This window comes from Thiopseudomonas denitrificans, assembly GCF_002866065.1.
Taxonomy (GTDB): Bacteria; Pseudomonadota; Gammaproteobacteria; order Pseudomonadales; family Pseudomonadaceae; genus Thiopseudomonas; species Thiopseudomonas denitrificans.
Genome location: NZ_LNJZ01000002.1, coordinates 139,060 through 156,616 on the forward strand (window position 1 = coordinate 139,060; position 17,557 = coordinate 156,616).

The following is a 17,557-nucleotide window of genomic DNA, read 5'->3' on the forward strand; positions in this document are numbered from 1 at the left end:
TATGCGAGGCATCATTGTCTGGCCGCGCTTGCGTGCCCAGTTCATCAAGGAAGTGCTGAGTATCCTGCGTGATCCGCGCAGTCGCATGGTGGTGTTTGTCCCCCCGATTTTTCAGCTGCTGGTGTTTGCCTTCGCGGCCACCCTGGAAGTACGCAATATCGAGCTGGCGGTATATAACCAAGACCACGGCCGCTGGTCGGTCGAGTATCTGCAACAGCTGCATGGGGCCGGTTTTGTCAGCCGCATCCATCAGGCACAGAGCCAGCAGCATCTGGGCCAGATGCTGGAGCGGGGGGAGGTGATTGCCGCGCTGAGTTTTCCGGCGGACTTTTCCCGCTCCATCAGTGCCGGCGAGCCGGCCAGCGTACAGGTGCTGGTCGATGGCCGGCGCAGCAACGCAGGGCAGATCAGCCTGGCCTATCTCAACCGGATCGCGGCCTCGGTCAATGCACAAACTCAGCACGAGCTGAGCGTTCCCGAGCCGGCCGCGGTGCGCCACCTGTTCAATCCGAACCTGATCTATCGCTGGTTCACCGTACCCGGGCTGACCGGTATTCTGGCGCTGTTCAGTGCACTGCTGATCACCTCGCTTTCCATTGCCCGCGAGCGGGAAATGGGCACCTTTGACCAGCTGCTGGTGTCACCCACCACAACCACCGAAATCATCCTGGCCAAGTCATTGCCTGCCTTGCTGATCGGCACCCTGCTCGGGCTGGTAATGATCGCCGCCGGGGTCTTCCTGTTTGGCATTCCCTTTACCGGATCATTTGGCTGGCTGCTGTTGAGCCTGACCCTGTTCATCCTGTCGGTGGTTGGCATCGGGCTGATGCTGTCGGCCATCAGCATGACGCAGCAGCAGGCGATTCTGGCGGCTTTTGCTGTTGGCATTCCGGCTGTGCTGATGTCAGGTTTTGCCACCCCGGTGGAAAACATGCCACAGGTATTGCAGTGGCTGGCCCAGCTGATTCCGTTGACGCACTTTCTGATCATTGTCGAGGGCAGCTTTCTCAAGGGGCTGCCCACGCGGGATGTGCTGCACAGCCTGTGGCCGCTGGCCTGCATTGCGGCAACCTGCCTGGGAGCCGCGGTATGGCTGGTGCGCGGGCGTCTGCAATAAATGCATCAAGCCCGCTACGCTTGCTTGAGGAAGCGCTGAATAATGTTGGCGAGGCAGTCAGGGCAAGGCAAAAAATGGCGAAAAAGCGCAGTTTACAAGTTGTAAATGAGCATTTTATTCGCTTCGCTCACTGCTACGCAGCCGTGCTAAAGCACGTTCAACCCAAGGGTTGTGAGTCAGTTTTTAACACAGCCCTGACAACGCAGGTAATTATTCAGTGTTTCCTCAGAAAAATCCTTTGCCAAGCCGCCTCTATCATCTCAACCTCGCTGGCCGTCAGTTTGGCAAACTCTTTGTTGTGGGCACGTTGTGACAGCTTGCCCTCGCCTGACTGCAAAAAGCGCAGCAGCAGGTTCATCAGCGATGCAGGCATATCCAGGGTCTGGCTGACTAGGCCGACAAATTCATCGTGTTTTTCCAGATAGGCGATTTCTTCAGGCAGGGTTTTGTCCACGGTCGTAGCAATGCACTGGTACAGGAATTCCGCCTGCTGTGTGGCATCGAAATATCGATACAAATCCAGCGTTTCGTTGGTGACGGCCACGTTGTAGCGTTCGGTAGGTTGCCAGTCGATACATTCAAGCCGCGGCAGGGAGTAAGCCTGCAAGACATGGCGATAGTCTTCGATACGCTCAAGCAGCACACTGGATACCGGAAAGCGGACTTTTTCGGGCACAAAACGGGTTGCGGCCAGAGCGTGGTGAATCAGATAGCGGTGCAGTCTGCCGTTACCGTCTTCGTAGGGGTGAATAAACACGAAACCAAAAGCCAGGGCGGCGGCAGTCAGCACTGGCGGATAATCAGACTCGCTCAGCAGCTGCCAGGCATCCAGCAAGCCTTGCATAAGTTTGGGCAGGTCTTCAGCTTTTGCCGAGATGTGTTCCGGTAAGGGAAGCCCGCTGCGCCGGTCGTGCTGGCCAATAAAACCGCCTTCTGTACGCAGACCGGCGGTAACAAAGCGATCATCGGCAAGGACAATACGCTGCAGGTTTTCCAGGTGGACAAGGCTGAGGGGGTGCTTGCCGGCCTCGCCCAAAATGCGACCCCAGCGTTCAATACGGGTATGCGGAGGTTGCTCGCCCTCAATGACATAGGATGATTTGGAGTCAGCCAGCAGCAAAAACGCGGCGGCTCTGGCCAGAACATCCGGATGGCATTGGTTGGCAATGGCGTTGGCCTGTTGCGACAGATCCCGCTCCAACCACTTTTCCAGTTCGGCTGTACGATCAATCATGGGACAAAAGTTCTGCACGCCGGGCAGGTTGTTGTTGATGCGTTGTCGCTTTGCCTTGCGGACAGGGCCGGGGAATTGCAGTTTATCGTCCACAAGGGAGACATAATTTCCGCCTTGGCAGTCATCCAGTGGTAGCAGGCAATCCATCAGCCATTCATACAGGAACCAGATACGTCTGCTGTAGGCACCGGTAGGCTGGTCTTTGACCCATGCAACGATTTCACTGGAGTTCAGCTGCTGAAACAGGGGCCGCAAAATGTGCAGCTGGATGCCTTGATATTTCAGGGCAAAGGTAAGCTGACCACGCAGGTCGTTGCTGGGTGCATAGCGTGGCGATAGCACCGTGCAGCCGGGCTGCTGCCGAACGCTCTGTGTGCTGCCTGTGGCATAGGTCTTGGTCAGTGCGGGTACGCGCAAGGCGTAATGCCCAACCAGGGCGGCGTAACCAGCAGGGACTAGGGGTTTAGGATTCGGCATATTTATGAAAAACGATTATCTGCTGTGAAAAACGATTATATTTGTCGAAATCTATGGAAATCAATTTGAAGTGATATTTTTTGGGTTATCGCTAAGAAAGCGATTGGGCGCAGCGAAAATGCTACGGCAGCGGAGGAAGAACTGGAGGAAGGGCGCAAGGGCGGCTGTCTGGTTTAAGTCCAATCATGTTGACGGTCGTGCATGCAGTTCGATGTCCAGCGCCTGTATCACTAGCGGTTACGGCATTGGGTATATCGGGGACGGATGCCATATGTGGTTTCATCGCTGCCCCGTTCGATCCAGCTTGGATATTGCATGTTCGCCTCCACTGACTGGATCTGTGCGTCATACACAGGGTTTGTCATACCAGACCTGCCTGATTTTTGATTGATTTAGTGGCCTGTTTGGTTAATTCCATTAGTCAGTTTCGGCGTCTGAGATTCCGATGCTACGTTGCTATACCTCGCAATAGCCCCGCTATGATTCGTCACAGCGCCTTGTCTCGAAACCTCAGTCATCCGAACTCGAATTAACGAACTAACCGCACAGGCCACTAGCTGTTCCGGCTGGTAAATCTTTCTTCGGACGCGGCTCAGGCAGGGGCAGCTTGTGATCCGGATGTCTAAATATGTGATGACTCCCCTTGGTGCGCTGAAGGGGCCAGCTGGCTGGTTCCAACTCCTTGATCAATTTCCTGCTGTGCATTGGCTCTTCCTTGGCTCGATTACTATTTTGGATGGTAACTCTAGGGTTATGTGTTTTCAATGCGTTTGGGTTTGTTTGCACTTGGGTGATTTACTGAGTGCTGTGTTTTTGACATAAACTTGAACTGCTTACTTATTTTTGACATTGATGGCTGGTATGATGGCGCGCTCGTATCGCAAGATGCCCGGGGCTCGGGGTATCGTGCAGGGTCGCCCTTTTGTCGGTCAGGATGGGCGCATAGCGGATTCAGTGACAAACAAGGCTCCATGGAAGGTTATGGGGCAGTGAGGCAGGCTTGATGAAGGCGTTACAGTATAAAACATCACGGCTGTCGGGCAATAGTCTTGCGCGGTATGCCCTTTTTTTGTCCAGGCTGCTGCATGCCATGGCAGTAGGGTTGCCAGTTTGCTTGCTGCTTCGTCAGGCAGGCACCGATGTTTACTATGCGTTTTATGCGGGCCTCAGTTTTTCCGCAATAGCACTGCTGGTTTTTCAGGTGCTGGGTATTTACTCCAATAGTTTTTTTACCAATAACTATCGCTTCAAGAAGACCGTGCTGTCCTGGAGTGCCGCGTTTTTGGCATTGGTCATCCTCATGCAGGGTGTTGGCCAGGCTCAGGGGCTTGAAACGATGCATTATGTCATCTGGTTTGTTGTCACCCTGATTGCACTGGTTGGTTTGCGCCTGCTGACCTTGCGTGTGTTTCGGTGGTTGATGCGTGCTGGTGCTTACCTGCACCGCTCGGTGATCTGGGGATGCACCCTGAGCGGGTGCGAGCTGGCCAGGTATTTGCGGCAAAAGCAGGATATCCGTTCAGGCTTGCTGGGCTTTGTTGACGACAGGATAGGGCGACTTGACCCCGTGGTTGAAGGGATTCCTGTGCTGGGTGATACGAAAGAGCTGGTCAGTTTGATACAGGGCAGAAAAGTAGATCAGGTGCTGGTGGCGCTGCCGTGGGCAGCGGCGCACCGGATGGAGCAAATCATGGCTGTTTTACGCAGCTATTCCGTTGAGGTTTTGCTGGTGCCGGACATGTCGGCATTCCGCTATGCCGGGAACCGGATTTCGGAAGTGGGTGGCATGCCGATGTTCAACGTGTCCGACTTTCCGCTGCGCGGCTGGTCGCCTGTTCTCAAGAGGGCTGAAGACCTAGTGATTGGTTCGATCATGCTGGTTGCCCTGATGCCTTTGTTACTGCTTATTGCCTTGTTGATCAAGCTGGATTCAAAAGGCCCGGTGCTGTTCAAGCAAAAGCGCTATGGCTATAACAATGTCCTGATCAAGGTGTACAAGTTCAGGACGATGTATCACGCCGAGCGTGACATGGACGCCAGCCAGCAAACGGTCAAGGGTGATGCCAGGGTTACCCGGATTGGGCGCTGGCTAAGGCGCAGCAGTCTGGACGAGTTGCCGCAATTGCTTAACGTGCTGAGTGGAAGAATGTCGCTGGTGGGGCCAAGGCCGCATGCAACAGCCACGAAGGCTGCTGGAGTGCTGTTTGAAAATGCCGTGCAAAACTACGCCGCCAGGCACCGTGTAAAGCCCGGCATTACCGGCTGGGCGCAGGTTAACGGTTATCGCGGTGAAACAGACACCCTGCAAAAAATTGAAAAAAGGGTTGAGTACGACCTTGAGTACATAGAGAACTGGTCTATTCTTTTTGACCTGTACATCTTGCTGCGAACCATTCCTTCCGTACTGTTTTCCAAAGAGGCTTATTAAGTGTCGAGTAATCTTGTTCCATGCATTATTGCTGGTGGCTCGGGCACCCGTTTGTGGCCGGTTTCACGCTACACCATGCCCAAACCTTTTATCCGGTTGCATGATGACGAAACCCTGCTGCAAAAAACCTTGCGCCGGGCCGCAGCAGTTACCGACAGCGGCAAACTTCTGACTGTGGTCAATCGCGAGCTCCTGTTCAGGTTTCTGGATGATTACCGAGCGTTGCAACTGCAGGAAGATTGCGAGCTGGTGCTTGAGCCTTTTGGGCGCAACACGGCAGCTGCGGTATTACTCTGTGCTTTGCGTGTGCGTGAATTGTGTGGCGGGCAGGCGCAGCTGCTGGTTTTGCCGGCAGATCACCTGATACAGGACGAGCCGGCCTTTGCTGAAGCGGTCAGGCGTGCGCAGGAGCTGGCAGGGCAGGGCTATCTGGTTACTTTTGGCTTGCAGCCGGAGTATCCGGAAACCGGCTTTGGTTATATCCGTACCGGAGATGCTCTTGGCGAGGCGGGTTATCAGGTAGCCGAGTTTTTGGAGAAACCTGAATTGGAGCTGGCGCAGGAGTTTGTTGCCAGCGGTAGCCATCTGTGGAACTCGGGCATGTTTTGTATGAGCGTTGACACCTTGCTGACCGAAGCAGAGCGTTATGTGCCCAGTTTGCTGCAGAGCGTGGAGGCCTGCTGGCAGCAGGGGCAGCATGCAAGCGGCCAGGATTATGAGCAGGTTGAGCTGGATGCCGAAACCTTTGCCATGGTGGAAGATGTTTCCATTGATATTGCGTTGATGGAACGTTCAGACAGGGTGGCAGTTGTACCCTGCCGCCTGGGCTGGAGCGATATCGGCTCGTGGCAGGCGGTAAGCAGCCTGGCACCGGCGGATGAGCAGGGTAACCGTATCCAGGGCGAGGTCATACTGCATGACACCCGTAACTGCTATATCGACAGCCCGTCACGCCTGACGGCGGCTGTGGGCGTAGAGGGACTAATGGTGGTGGATACGCCCGATGCGCTACTGATTGCGCATGAAGACCGGAGCCAGGAAGTCAAGGTCATAGCCGAGCGACTCAAGGAGAAGGGGCATCCGGCTTTTCTTGGGCATCTGACTACGGTTCGGCCATGGGGCACCTATACAGTTCTCAGAGACGATGACGGCTACAAGATAAAAAGAATTGTGGTTAAACCCGGGGCTTCGCTGTCCTTGCAGGCTCATCACCACCGTAGTGAACACTGGATAGTGGTCAGCGGTACTGCAGAGGTGGTCAATGGCGAGCACAGTTTTTTGTTGCGCACCAATGAGTCCACTTTTATCCGTATTGGTGAAAAGCACAGGTTGAGCAATCCCGGGCTGATTGAGCTGGTACTGATCGAGGTCCAGTGTGGTGAGTACCTTGGTGAAGATGACATTGTCCGCTATGAAGATGTGTATGGACGTGACACTTCGGGGGAGCCGGTTTGATGCGTGCTGCACTGATTATCCCCGTGCGTAACGCCGGGCCCTGGCTGGATCGCTTGCTGCCGGCGCTGGCTGCGCAAACGGTCCGGCCGGATCAGTGGTTGGTGGTGGATAGCAGTTCGTCGGACGATACGGTCGAGCGTTTTGAAGCTGCGGGCGCAGACGTGCATGTAATTTCTGCCAGCGAGTTTAATCATGGTGGTACCCGGGAGTGGGCACGGCGGCAGGTTGCTGCCGATGTGATTTTCATGCTGACCCAGGATGCCATTCCCGAGCCGGACTGCTTTGAACGATTGCTGGAAGCGTTTGAAAACCCCGAGGTGGCTGTTGCCTATGCACGCCAGCTGCCCAGGCCGGGAAGCGGATTGTTTGAACGGCATGCGCGGCTCTACAACTATGGAGCAGAGAGCCGCCTAAAAAGCCTTGCGGATGCGGCTGAGCTGGGGGTGAAAACCTGCTTCAGCTCGGACTCCTGCTCGGCTTATCGCGCAAGTGTTCTGGAGCAGCTGGGCGGCTTTCCGCAGGATGTCATTGGCAGTGAAGATGCATATGTGGCTGGCAAGGTCTTGCTGGCCGGGCACAAAGTGCATTACGTGGCGGAAGCCAGGGTGGAGCACTCACATCACTACAGCATTCTGGAAGAATTTCGGCGCTATTTTGATATTGGCGTGTTTTATGGGCGTGAGCGCTGGATTGACGAGCACTTTGGTGCAGCTACCGGAGAGGGGCGCCGGTTTGTTTCAAGCGAAATGAAAATGGCACTGCAGGATGGGCAGTGGTACTTGTTGCCGAGCGCATTTGTGAGAAATGGTTGCAAGCTGATTGGATACAAGCTTGGCCGGACTGAGGCGTATTTGCCGAACTGGCTGAAACGCAGGGTTGGCATGTTTTTTGGTTATTGGGTGAAGCAATGAAAAGAACGATAATGATGGCGTTGTTCGCCGGTGCGGGCCTGGTGCTTGCCGGCTGCAGTACACCGGCGCATGTGTCGGTTCCTGGCGGTAAAACTGCGGATGCATATCAGCAGGAAGGCATGGCCTTGGCCGACTTGCCGCCGCCCCGGCTGGTAATTCTCAGTGGCGATACGTTGCGCATAGTCCGTGATGCTCGCGAGCCGGCCGAAGCCGATGACATGACATTGTTCCAGGTTCGGCCCGACGGTTACATTTCCGTTCCCGACGTGGGCACACTGAAGGTTGCGGGCCTGTCACCGGAGGAAGTGGCCGAGCTGGTAACCCGTGAATATGCAAAGGTTTATCGTGAGCCCAGGGCCACGGTAAATATCGCCATTGCACCCAGCAACCGGGTTTTTGTCGGGGGCGCAGTTCCCAATCCGGATTTCTTTGACCTGACTGGTACTGCAACCATTGAGCAGGTGTTGATGTCGTCGGGCGGGGTACTGCCCACGGCGGACATGCGCAAGGTGGCTTTGCTCAGGCTGGATGAAGAGGGCCGATACGGCATGTACTTTTTTGACATGTCGGCAATGCTCAAAAAACCGGGCCGTCAGGCGGTTGTAATGCAGCGTGGGGACCTGATTTATGTTCCCCAGTCGGGCATCGGGCGCACGGTTGAGGCCATCGATATGTACTTTACGCGGCTGTTCCCGATCAACAAGGGAATTGGTGTGGGCTTCAACTACGACCTGAACAACAAGGGCGTCAAGAATAGTGGTAATACCAACTACATAAATAATGGGCCTGTAAGTGTTACTCCCTGATTATGCTGTTATAGAAAACAAGAAAGCCTGATTGTTTGCCGGTTTGGTGGCGTGACTGCCGGACCGGCACGGCTAAGATGAAGTTGGTCAGCATGTTTCGCTAATGCGGGCTTTGTTGGACAGGGCTTTTGTCCTGGTTAATTGATGAGACAAAAATCATGATAGAAATCCGTTCGTTCAGAGACCTTCTCAGGCTCTTTTTCATCTTCCGGCGCGAGGCCCGTACGGCGTTTCTGGTAACGCTGGTCATAGTGGTGCTGGGGGCATTTTTGCTGCCTTCGAAATATGAGGCCAATGCACGTCTGCTGGTCAAGCCCGGGCGGGACAACTCGACCATGCCGATTGAGGTTTCCAACCGCCAGGCGCTGATTTCGCCCAGCACCCAGAGGGACCCTGTGGTCGATGAAGAAAAATTGCTGACGGGCAAAGGGCTGGCCCGCCTGCTGGCCCGGGATGTTTTGGCAGAGCTGGATAAGTATGAACCTGAAGGAACCTGGGAAGCTTTCAAGTACAAGTTGAAGCAAGTGGCCGGTTCGGCCAAGGAAGGGGTGCGCAATCTGTTAGTGCTGGCCCAGATACTGGAGCCCAAGCCTGTGGAAGAGCGTCTGGCCGAGCGCTTGCTGAAAGGCTTTACGGTCAGTCATGACACAGGTTCCAACGTGATGGAACTCAGGCTGGTATGGGGCAACCCGCGTCTGGCCGGGTATATTCTGGAGCGTTGGGTTGACCTTTATCTCGAGGAGCGTACACGCAGCCTTGGGCGAACCAGTCTGCAGGGGTTTTATGAGCGTGAACTGGCGCGACAGGATGAGCACATCAAACAGCTGAAAGCCCAGTTGCAGGAGCACTACAGAGGCATCAACTCTGCGGGCGTAAGGGAGCGCATTGAGCACCTGATGGATCAAACCCATCGCTTGCGTGACCTGCGCATGGAAAAAACCAATGAAATGGCCGGCCTGACCCGCCTGATAGCCGAAGCCACCAACCAGATTGGCCAGCACCCTGGAGAGGTTGTTGTTGAGCGCGAACTGTCACTTAACCCTACCCAGCTGGACCTGAAACTGAAACTGAACCGCCTGCAGGAAGAGCGTACGGCAATGTTGCGTACCTACCTGGAGGATGCGCCGCAAATCAGGCGGCTGGATGAAAGCATTGCCAGCATGCGCAAGCTGGTTGCTGGCGAAGCTGAAAGGCTTGAGCGTTCCCAGAACCGCGCCCCCAACAGCCTGGTGGTGAACATTCGTCAGGAAATGCTGGATGCGGGCCTGCGGCTGGAGCGCCTTAAACAGGAAGTCGAGGATATTGACCAGCAGCTGCAGACCCTTGCGGAAGAGCGTAATGCAACGTTGGCAAAGGAGCCTGAAATCACCCGTCTGGCCATGCAGCTGGAAACGGCAGAAAAAAGCTATGTGCTGTATTCCGACAGTCTTGAACAGGCGCGTATTGATAAAGCCCTGGACGACAGCCTGATCAGCAACATCAGCATTGTAGAGCGGGCCAACAGCAGCGCCGGGCGCATTTTTCCGAAAACACTTGTTTTGTTGCTGCTTGCAGTGCCGTTTGCGGCCAGCTGTGGTTTGTTGACCATTTATCTGTGCTATCTGATTGATCAGCGTATTCATGATGGCAGCAAGCTTGAGGAGCGCTTTGGTGTGCCGGTGTGGGGTGTTTTGCCGGAGCTGGATAACCCGCAGCGCTCTTCTGCGGTTTTTGAGGCAGGCCTGTACCGGATCCTGAGCATGCTGTCGTTGCAACAGCTTCGCGAGCAGGGAGGTTCACTGGCTGTTGCTTCGGCGCATGCTGGCACCGGCTCCAGATTTGTCATTGAGCGTTTGAAAGAGCTGCTGAAAACACAGGGGTTGGAAGTACTGGATGAAGTGCCGAGAGGACAGCTGCAGCCTGGTCAGATTGCTGTTGTTGATGCCGGTTCGCTGGTGGAAAACCCGGAAGCCTTGCTGGTGATGAATAATGTGCAGAAGAGGGTTGTCATGATCCGCGCACGCCGGACTACCGTCCCTATGCTGGGTAATGCCCTGTCGGTACTGTCGACAGCTTTTGGCAAGGTCGATGGTGTGGTGCTGAATGGCCGGCAGTATGAAGTGCCGGCGTCCGTATTGAAGCGCTTTGAGGGGGCCAGGGGGTCGGTCTGATGAAAATTGCGCTCTTGTCTCCACTGCCGCCCGAACAGTCAGGAATTGCTGACTATGCGCAGGTTTTTAAGAACCACTTGTCGGCTTGCGGTGTAATTGTTGAAACACCCTTGAAGGCAGTAAGCCGGGACGCGCTTGAGAGTGCAATGAAAAAAACGGACTGGAGCCGCTATGACGTGGTCCATGCAGAGCTGGGCGGCGGAGGCTTGCAGGAGTTTGCCGCTTTGCAGTGGCTGATGCGCAACAGGCCAGAACTTGCACTGACTGCCACTGTGCATGATCCGGAACGTTTGGTGTGGCGGCCGCTACGCTTTCCTCTCGGGTTCGATAAGCTGGCACAAAACTGGTCTTTGGCAGACAGGCTGTTGACGGTGCTGCTCGACCCCTTGACGTTAAGGGCAGAAAGAGCGTTGGCAGGACACTTGAAAAAGGTGATTACACTGACGCACACGGGCGGACAGGTTTTACGCAAACGCATGCGGATTGATGAGTCGGCCAGTGTTGTCATTCCTCACGGCGTGGTACAGGTGGAAAATCGCCCGCCTCCGCCTATAGATACTTTGTACCTGCTGTATTTCGGTTTCATTTATCGTGGCAAGGGGATTGAAGATATTCTTCAGGCCCTGGCGCTTTTGCTGGAGCGTCAGCCAGAGCTGAAAAAAAAGGTACGCCTGACCCTGGCTGGTGGCACAGAACCGGCAATGGCCTTCAAACCAGGCGGAGCTTACATTGATGGCCTGGCCGAGAGCATCCGGCAGCTTGGGCTGGAACAAAACATTGACTGGCAACTGGACGTGCCTGAACAGCAGATAGCAGAGCTGATCCAGGCTCATCACTGTATGGTGTTGCCGTACCGCGAGTCACGAAAACTGGCCTTGCTGGGGCAAATGAGAGGGACCAGTGGTGCGCTGGCGTGGGCAACTGCCTGTGGACGCGGGGTTCTGGCCTCGGATGCCAGGGCATTTGCCGAAGAGCTTTCATATGGAAACGGGCAGGTATTTCCCCAGGGGGATACAGCGGCTTTGGCTGCGGAGCTGGAACGGCTGCTGGATACTCCCCAAACCTGCCTGGACTGGGTTGACGCTGCAGAGTCGCGGGGAAGGAAGCGGGCCTGGCCCCAGGTGGCGGAGCAGTTTGCCAGTCTGTTCAAGGAGGCGGCATGCACGTCTGGTTAAAAAGTCGAAGTTTTTTGGTAGCGCTGGCAGCGTTGTTTGGCCTCGCATGCAGCAGCTTGCAGGCTTCCGGCTTGCAGCTGGTACCTGAGCGAAGCCTGGCCTGGAAAGACTTTCTTGGCGTTAATGCACATTTTTTGTGGTTTGAGCCGCAAGCCTATCAGCAGCAGATGAGCATGCTGCAAAAGCTTGGGCTGGAATGGGTGCGTGTTGACATTCACTGGGATCGGCACGAAACCAGTGAAGAGGTGTACCGGCTGCAGGAACTGGACCTGCTGATGGATGAAATCAGCAAGAAAAAGCTCAAGTCACTGGTTTATGTGGTGGGTTCTGCCGGCCATGCCACCAGCGCCCCCCCGGGCTCGCCGACGCCGGACCAGTATCCGCCGCGCAAGCCGGAAATGTTTGGCAAGTTCATGTACCGGCTGGCAAGCCGTTATCAGGGCGTGGATGCCTGGCAGGTATGGAATGAACCAAACATCCCTGCTTACTGGCGCCCGGCAGAAAACCCCAAGGCTTACGGTGAACTGTTGCTGACATCGGTCCAGGCCTTGCGATTGGTGGATCCGGACAAGCCGGTTGTCATGGGCGGAATGGCCTACTATAGCCAGATGCCTGTTAAGGGTGGGCTGATGCTGGAAGCGCTGGGCGGGCTCGGCGTGCAAAAACTGGATACTGTGGTGGCTTACCACCCTTATACCCAAAAGCCCGAAGGCAACGAGGCAAAGCTTCCGGATTTTGTGCAGCACGCCCGTCAGCTCAATGCAATGTTGCGTGGTGCCGGGGTCAAGGAAATATGGGCTACAGAGTGGGGCTGGTCGAGCTACGAGGGACCGAAGGAAGAGCAGGCCATTATCGGGCGTGAAGGGCAGGCAGACTATGTATTGCGACGGCTTGCCCTGATGAGTGCGCTTGATTACGACCGAATTTTTTTATTTGCGCTTAGCGATCTTGATTCACGGGCCACCGTCAGGGACCGCCAGTACGGGCTGCTGGATTTGCAGGGCCGGGCAAAGCCCGTCTATACAGCGCTGGCCAGCTTTCTACGAACCATGGGGCCAGAACTTGAGCCGGGCAGCTTGCCTGCCATGGCCACCGCGCCTGAGGACTTGTACAGCATAAGCTGGCAAAAACCGGACGGTAAACAATTGTTGGTTTTTTGGGGAAACAAAAGCAAGAAGCTTGTACTCAAGAATATTGCACAGGCCACTTTGCATAACCCGTTTACAGATGACCGGCTGCCACTTGAAAACAGTGCTACAGGGCTGCTGGAAGTTCCCGTAGCCAGCCATGTACAGATTCTTGAGTGGTGAGCCCGGTGCGTGTTTTATGGATCTTGCCATACCTGCCTTGGCCGGCCACCAGTGGTGGCAAGACACGTCAGTATCATTTACTGAAAAACCTTGCGCGACAGGGTTACAGGATTACTCTGCTGGTGCAGTCCAAGCAGCCTGCCGATGAAGCCTGTCGCAGTGAGCTGGAGAGTTTTCTGGAGGCCTTGATTGTGTTTCCGCGTCGTCCGCTCAGACATCCGCTGACACTGCTGATGGCCCTGTTCGGGCGCTGGCCGTTGTTGACCAGTATCAATGGACACGCGCCAGAGCTTGAGGCCGAGTTTTCCAGGCTGCTGGAAAGCAGCTGGGACATTGTGCAGATTGAGCACAGCTACAGTTTCCAGCCCTATGCGCGGGAGCTCAAGAAGCGTCAGCAGCCTTTTATTTTGACTGAGCACAATCTGGAGTCGTCTCTGGGTGGGGCTACCTACAATCGCTTTCCGCGCTGGATGCGTCCGTTTGTTGTCTGGGACCAGTGGCGTGCCAGACGCTGGGAGCGGGAAGTCTTTGCTGCTGCAACACGGATTGTTGCTGTTACAGAGGAGGATGCGACGGCCATTCGGCAACTGACACAGACTCCGGTGGACGTAGTGGTTAACGGGGTGGACTGTGCAGCGTTTTCTACTGTTTCGCCATCCCCGGAGGAACAAAGGCTGTTGTTTCTTGGCAACTACGAATACCCGCCCAATGTGGATGCGGTGACCTGGTTGCTGGATGAAATCATGCCGTTGTTGTGGCAGAAAAGGCCTGATGCCAAGTGCACCGTTGCCGGTTATGCGATGCAGCAGGAGTGGGCTCTGCGCTGGCCTGACAGCCGTATTGAGTGGGCTGGCTTTGTAGAAGATTTGGCCGGTTTGCAGCGTACCAGCAGCGTCTTTGTTGCCCCCTTGCAGGACGGGGGCGGCTCCAAGCTTAAGGTGCTGGAAGCCATGGCCGGCGGATTGCCGCTGGTAACTACCAGGCAGGGCGCATCAGGACTGCAGATTCAGGACGGTCAGGAGTACTTGCATGCAGATGATGCGGAAAGCTTTGCGGAGGCTGTTGCCCGGCTGCTTGAACATCCTGCACAAGCTGCATCGCTGGCAGCAGGGGCGCGGCATTATGTGCGTGACAGGCACGATTGGCAGGCAGCTGCTGATCAGCTTGCAGGGGTATACCGCAGCATAAAAGGGGCAAGCGAATGAAAGTGGCAATCGACTTCAGGCCGGTGGTTGTGGCTCCATATTCGGGCATAGCCCGTCAGGCCAGCGCACTTTATCAGGCGTGTCGGGGCATGCAGGATGTAGAGGTGATTACCTGTACCGAGGCGCCATTGGATCATCCCGTGCGGGCTATGGCTCTTTGCCCGGCTCGGCCAGCACCGGCAGGCATGCAGCGGCCCCGGGCCCGGTTGAAGTTTGAAGCGGGCTTTTTGCCCGGGGCCCTGAAAAAGGCAGATGTGGATCTTTATGTGGCCACTGCCAATATGGGGTTACCGCTGGGGCGGAAAGGGCGGCGTAAACAGGTTGTGCTGATTCATGATTTGTTTCAGCTGACGGAAAGCAACTTTCACCGGTCCAGGATCAAGGCTCTGGCATACAGGCTTATTGACCGGCTATCCATTGCCTGGTCGATACGTACTGCAGATGCGGTCTGGTGTCCGTCGGAGTTCAGTGCCGGTGAGGTGGCGCGTCTGTTTCCCCGGGCGCGGGGCAAAACCCGGGTCCTGCCCAATCATGTTGCACAGTTGCCAGCGCCTGACGGGGCAGGGCTGCCAGAGATTGAGCAGTCTTTCTGGCTTCTGGTCGGAACCAGGGAGCCGCGCAAGAATATCGTTTTTTTTGTTGAGACATGGCTGCGATTGCGGAAAGAGCTGCAGTTGCCAGCGTTGGTCCTGGTTGGTGATTCCGGTGATTTTCCTGCCCTGCAAGGGGTGGAGGATATTTACTGGGTATCCGGATTGACGGATGCCGGACTTGCGAGCCTTTATCGGCAGACGCAATGCCTGTGGCAGCCCTCTTACGCTGAAGGGTTTGGCATGCCGGTTGTAGAAGCACTAAGTGTCGGTACGCCGGTTGCTTTGGCCAGGGGATCGGCTCTGGATGAAGTGGCACCAGACTATTTGCCCAGGTTCTCTCCTTTTGATTCTGCAGAGCTGGAGGCTTGCATGCGGCAATTGGTGCAAAAGCCGCTGCAGAAGGGTTTGCGGGAATATGCTGACTGGTGCCAGCGTTATGCTGTTGAAGCTTATGCTGCAAGGGTGCAGGAACTGGTACGGGAGTTATTTCAATCATGCAACGGCTAGGTATTTTGTTGGCTGTGTTGCTTGGAGTGCTGCTGGGTGGTCTTGCGCTGGCAGTTAGTCCCGGCAAGTGGTGGCTGGTTTGCAGTGCTGTAGTAGTTTCCGTACTGGTGATGTTGCAGCCGCTGCGGGGCTTTTTGCTGTTTGTTTTTTGTGCGGCATTTATTCCCTACACCACGGTTAATCTCGGGGTGCGAACAACAGTCAGTGAGGCCTTGCTGCTGTTGACTTGGGCAGGCGTTGCCTGGCAGATGTTTACCGGGCATATGCAGCGCAGCGGTGTGTGGCACCCTGCCGAACGCAGCATGGTATTGCTACTGTTTTATAGCCTGATTCCTCTGGTGGCCGGTGTTTTTCTGATCAGCGTATCAGGCAGTGCGTTATCCAACTGGGTTCGCTGGGCAATGAACATGTCCGTTTTCTTTTTGGTGCCGTTGCTGCTGGCAGGTGAGCGTGAGCGTGAACTTGTGGTGCAGGCATTTTTGGCAGGTAGCCTGGCAATGCTTTTTCTGTCGGTGGGCTACTTTCTCAAAGACCGTGATGCCAATACCTTCATACCTGTCCTGACCAGTCTGAAATACGCACACCCTGAGGCAGTTAAAGATATTTTTTCTGCCAACTATACGCGGATGGCATCGCCCTGGGTGCACCCGAACCTTACTGGCGGGATCCTGGCCCTGACAATTCCCGTGGCCTTCATGTACGGCTGGACTCGTACTGGCTGGGCAAGGTGGCTGGGGATGACGGTGGCCATTCTGGGCTGTGCCGGCCTGTTGTTCAGTATTTCCCGCGGCGCCATAGTTGCGCTTGCACTGGTACTGTTCTGGCTGGCTCACAAAAGGGTTCCGTTGAGCCTGCGTCTGATTATCTATGCGGCTGTCCTTGGTACAGCATTGATTGCGTTTTACCCGCCGTTGCAAGAACGCCTGCTGACCATGTTCCTGACCAGTAATGCCAGTACTACAATTCGTTTTGAGGAGTACCGGCTGTTTCCACAGGCCATGGCGGCTTATCCGTTGGGGATTGGTTTTGCTGTTGATCCGCCGGTCCCGGGATCAGGTTTGCTGGGAATTTCCAATTTGTGGCTAAACGTAATCTATAAAATAGGAGTGCCCGGGCTGCTTATATTTGCAGTGCTGACCCTGAGATGGTGGCGTGCGGTTCGTCCACTCGGGGCGGTGCCGGTTTTGAATCGTGAAAATGCACTTTGGCTTGGAGCGCTGTCCGGCGTGTTGGCTGCATTGCTGACCGGGCTGTTTGATCACTATTACAGTTTCACTAACGTCATCATCGCTCTGTTCTGGTTGTTTGCGGCAATGGCCTTGCAAACTGCGACGCCAGACAATCGGCAGGGTCAGGTCGTGGAGAAAAACTCATGAAACACAGGATAAGGCTGGGCTTCAACGTTCGTGAACAGCTGCCCGTGCATGCGGTGCAACTTGGTTGCACGGATGAAGAGCTTGAACTGGCCATTGACCACATGCTGGCCAATAACCTGTTGTTTGAGGACAGGGCAGGTGAGTTCAGCTTGTTATCCATTGATGTTGAAAGCAAGATTGATCTGCCGCTGGTAAAACGGTTGTTTGCACTGTACAGGGATACTTTGCCTACCACTCTGGTGCCTCTATACGGGAAAAACCTCCGGACCTTGAAGGATCGTTGGCTAAGGGCATGGGAGCAGGCATACAACATTTTGATCAATAAAATACCAAGTCATCACGTGCGCATCTGGTGGCTGCGGGCGGGTGGTGCCAAGATAGGCAAGGGCTCTTCGGTGTGGCGCAATACCGAAGTGCTTGGAGTTGAAAACCTGGTTATCGGTAATGACAGCGTGGTTGCCTGGCACTGTTTGCTTGATGCAAGGGCGGGCCTGATTATTGGTGATCATGTGGCCATTGCCTCCTATGTGCACATTATTGCCGGCTCACACGACTTGCAGGCCCCCGAGTTCTGGTCGGTTTCTGCACCGATTTATATTGAAGACTATGTATGGGTGGCCAGCCGTGCCCTGATCGGGCATGGGTCAAAACTGGGCCGCGGATCTGTGGTTACGGCCTGCACAGTTGTTGCCAAGGAAATACTGCCATATAAGATCGTGGGCGGTACAGGTGCCAAGCCTATGGGTGAGCGCCCGCACGACCTGAACTACCGAGTGGGCGGGAAAGGGTTGTTCACCCTGTTCCATTGAATTT

At 55.3% G+C, this 17,557-nt stretch carries 14 protein-coding genes; 12 read left to right on the forward strand and 2 right to left on the reverse strand.

Translation table 11 applies throughout. The features are described from left to right. Window position 1 precedes the first annotated feature (1 nt). The gene (locus tag AR306_RS00945) at window positions 2–1,117 is read left to right on the forward strand and encodes an ABC transporter permease (RefSeq protein WP_101495678.1); all 1,116 of its coding nucleotides are present in this window, start codon (window positions 2–4) and stop codon (window positions 1,115–1,117) included. Window positions 1,118–1,331: 214 nt separating this feature from the next. On the opposite strand, the gene AR306_RS00950 is transcribed toward AR306_RS00945, so the two are convergent. Both AR306_RS00950 and AR306_RS00955 read right to left on the reverse strand, forming a co-directional pair. Continuing rightward, entirely contained in the window at window positions 1,332–2,768 is a 1,437-nt protein-coding gene (locus tag AR306_RS00950; protein WP_206167936.1) for a Fic family protein, read from the reverse strand. Window positions 2,769–3,365: 597 nt separating this feature from the next. Beyond that, complete coding sequence (locus tag AR306_RS00955; RefSeq protein ID WP_101495680.1) at window positions 3,366–3,533, reverse strand: type II toxin-antitoxin system HicA family toxin; 168 nt, start codon at window positions 3,531–3,533, stop codon at window positions 3,366–3,368. A 298-nt stretch (window positions 3,534–3,831) separates the two neighbouring features. Here AR306_RS00955 and AR306_RS00960 point away from each other — a divergent pair, with 298 nt between their 5' ends. The 11 genes from AR306_RS00960 (at window position 3,832) to AR306_RS01010 (ending at window position 17,553) form a co-directional block, all read left to right on the forward strand. Further along, on the forward strand, window positions 3,832–5,256 hold the full coding sequence (locus tag AR306_RS00960; RefSeq protein ID WP_101495681.1) for an undecaprenyl-phosphate glucose phosphotransferase: 1,425 nt from the start codon (window positions 3,832–3,834) through the stop codon (window positions 5,254–5,256). Beyond that, window positions 5,257–6,711, forward strand: a complete 1,455-nt coding sequence (locus tag AR306_RS00965; RefSeq protein ID WP_101495682.1) for a mannose-1-phosphate guanylyltransferase/mannose-6-phosphate isomerase — start codon at window positions 5,257–5,259, stop codon at window positions 6,709–6,711. Continuing rightward, window positions 6,711–7,622, forward strand: coding sequence for a glycosyltransferase family 2 protein (locus tag AR306_RS00970; RefSeq protein ID WP_101495683.1), 912 nt, complete (start codon window positions 6,711–6,713; stop codon window positions 7,620–7,622). The genes AR306_RS00965 and AR306_RS00970 overlap by 1 nt, the downstream gene beginning before the upstream one ends. A gap of 11 nt (window positions 7,623–7,633) precedes the next feature. Then, window positions 7,634–8,428, forward strand: coding sequence for a polysaccharide biosynthesis/export family protein (locus tag AR306_RS00975; RefSeq protein WP_407071170.1), 795 nt, complete (start codon window positions 7,634–7,636; stop codon window positions 8,426–8,428). Between the two features lie 158 nt (window positions 8,429–8,586). Continuing rightward, window positions 8,587–10,578 (forward strand): exopolysaccharide transport family protein, encoded by a 1,992-nt coding sequence (locus AR306_RS00980; protein ID WP_101495684.1) that lies wholly within the window; start codon window positions 8,587–8,589, stop codon window positions 10,576–10,578. Continuing rightward, on the forward strand, window positions 10,578–11,753 hold the full coding sequence (locus AR306_RS00985; protein ID WP_101495685.1) for a glycosyltransferase: 1,176 nt from the start codon (window positions 10,578–10,580) through the stop codon (window positions 11,751–11,753). The genes AR306_RS00980 and AR306_RS00985 overlap by 1 nt, the downstream gene beginning before the upstream one ends. Continuing rightward, window positions 11,738–13,063 (forward strand): cellulase family glycosylhydrolase, encoded by a 1,326-nt coding sequence (locus tag AR306_RS00990; RefSeq protein ID WP_101495686.1) that lies wholly within the window; start codon window positions 11,738–11,740, stop codon window positions 13,061–13,063. The genes AR306_RS00985 and AR306_RS00990 overlap by 16 nt, the downstream gene beginning before the upstream one ends. Before the next feature lie 5 nt (window positions 13,064–13,068). Continuing rightward, window positions 13,069–14,268 (forward strand): glycosyltransferase family 4 protein, encoded by a 1,200-nt coding sequence (locus AR306_RS00995; RefSeq protein ID WP_101495755.1) that lies wholly within the window; start codon window positions 13,069–13,071, stop codon window positions 14,266–14,268. Continuing rightward, window positions 14,265–15,368, forward strand: a complete 1,104-nt coding sequence (locus AR306_RS01000; protein ID WP_101495687.1) for a glycosyltransferase family 4 protein — start codon at window positions 14,265–14,267, stop codon at window positions 15,366–15,368. Before AR306_RS00995 ends, AR306_RS01000 begins: the two co-directional genes overlap by 4 nt. Continuing rightward, window positions 15,356–16,744 (forward strand): O-antigen ligase family protein, encoded by a 1,389-nt coding sequence (locus tag AR306_RS01005; protein WP_101495688.1) that lies wholly within the window; start codon window positions 15,356–15,358, stop codon window positions 16,742–16,744. The genes AR306_RS01000 and AR306_RS01005 overlap by 13 nt, the downstream gene beginning before the upstream one ends. Beyond that, complete coding sequence (locus AR306_RS01010) at window positions 16,741–17,553, forward strand: acyltransferase (protein WP_101495689.1); 813 nt, start codon at window positions 16,741–16,743, stop codon at window positions 17,551–17,553. The genes AR306_RS01005 and AR306_RS01010 overlap by 4 nt, the downstream gene beginning before the upstream one ends. The last annotated feature ends 4 nt before the right edge of the window (window positions 17,554–17,557 follow it).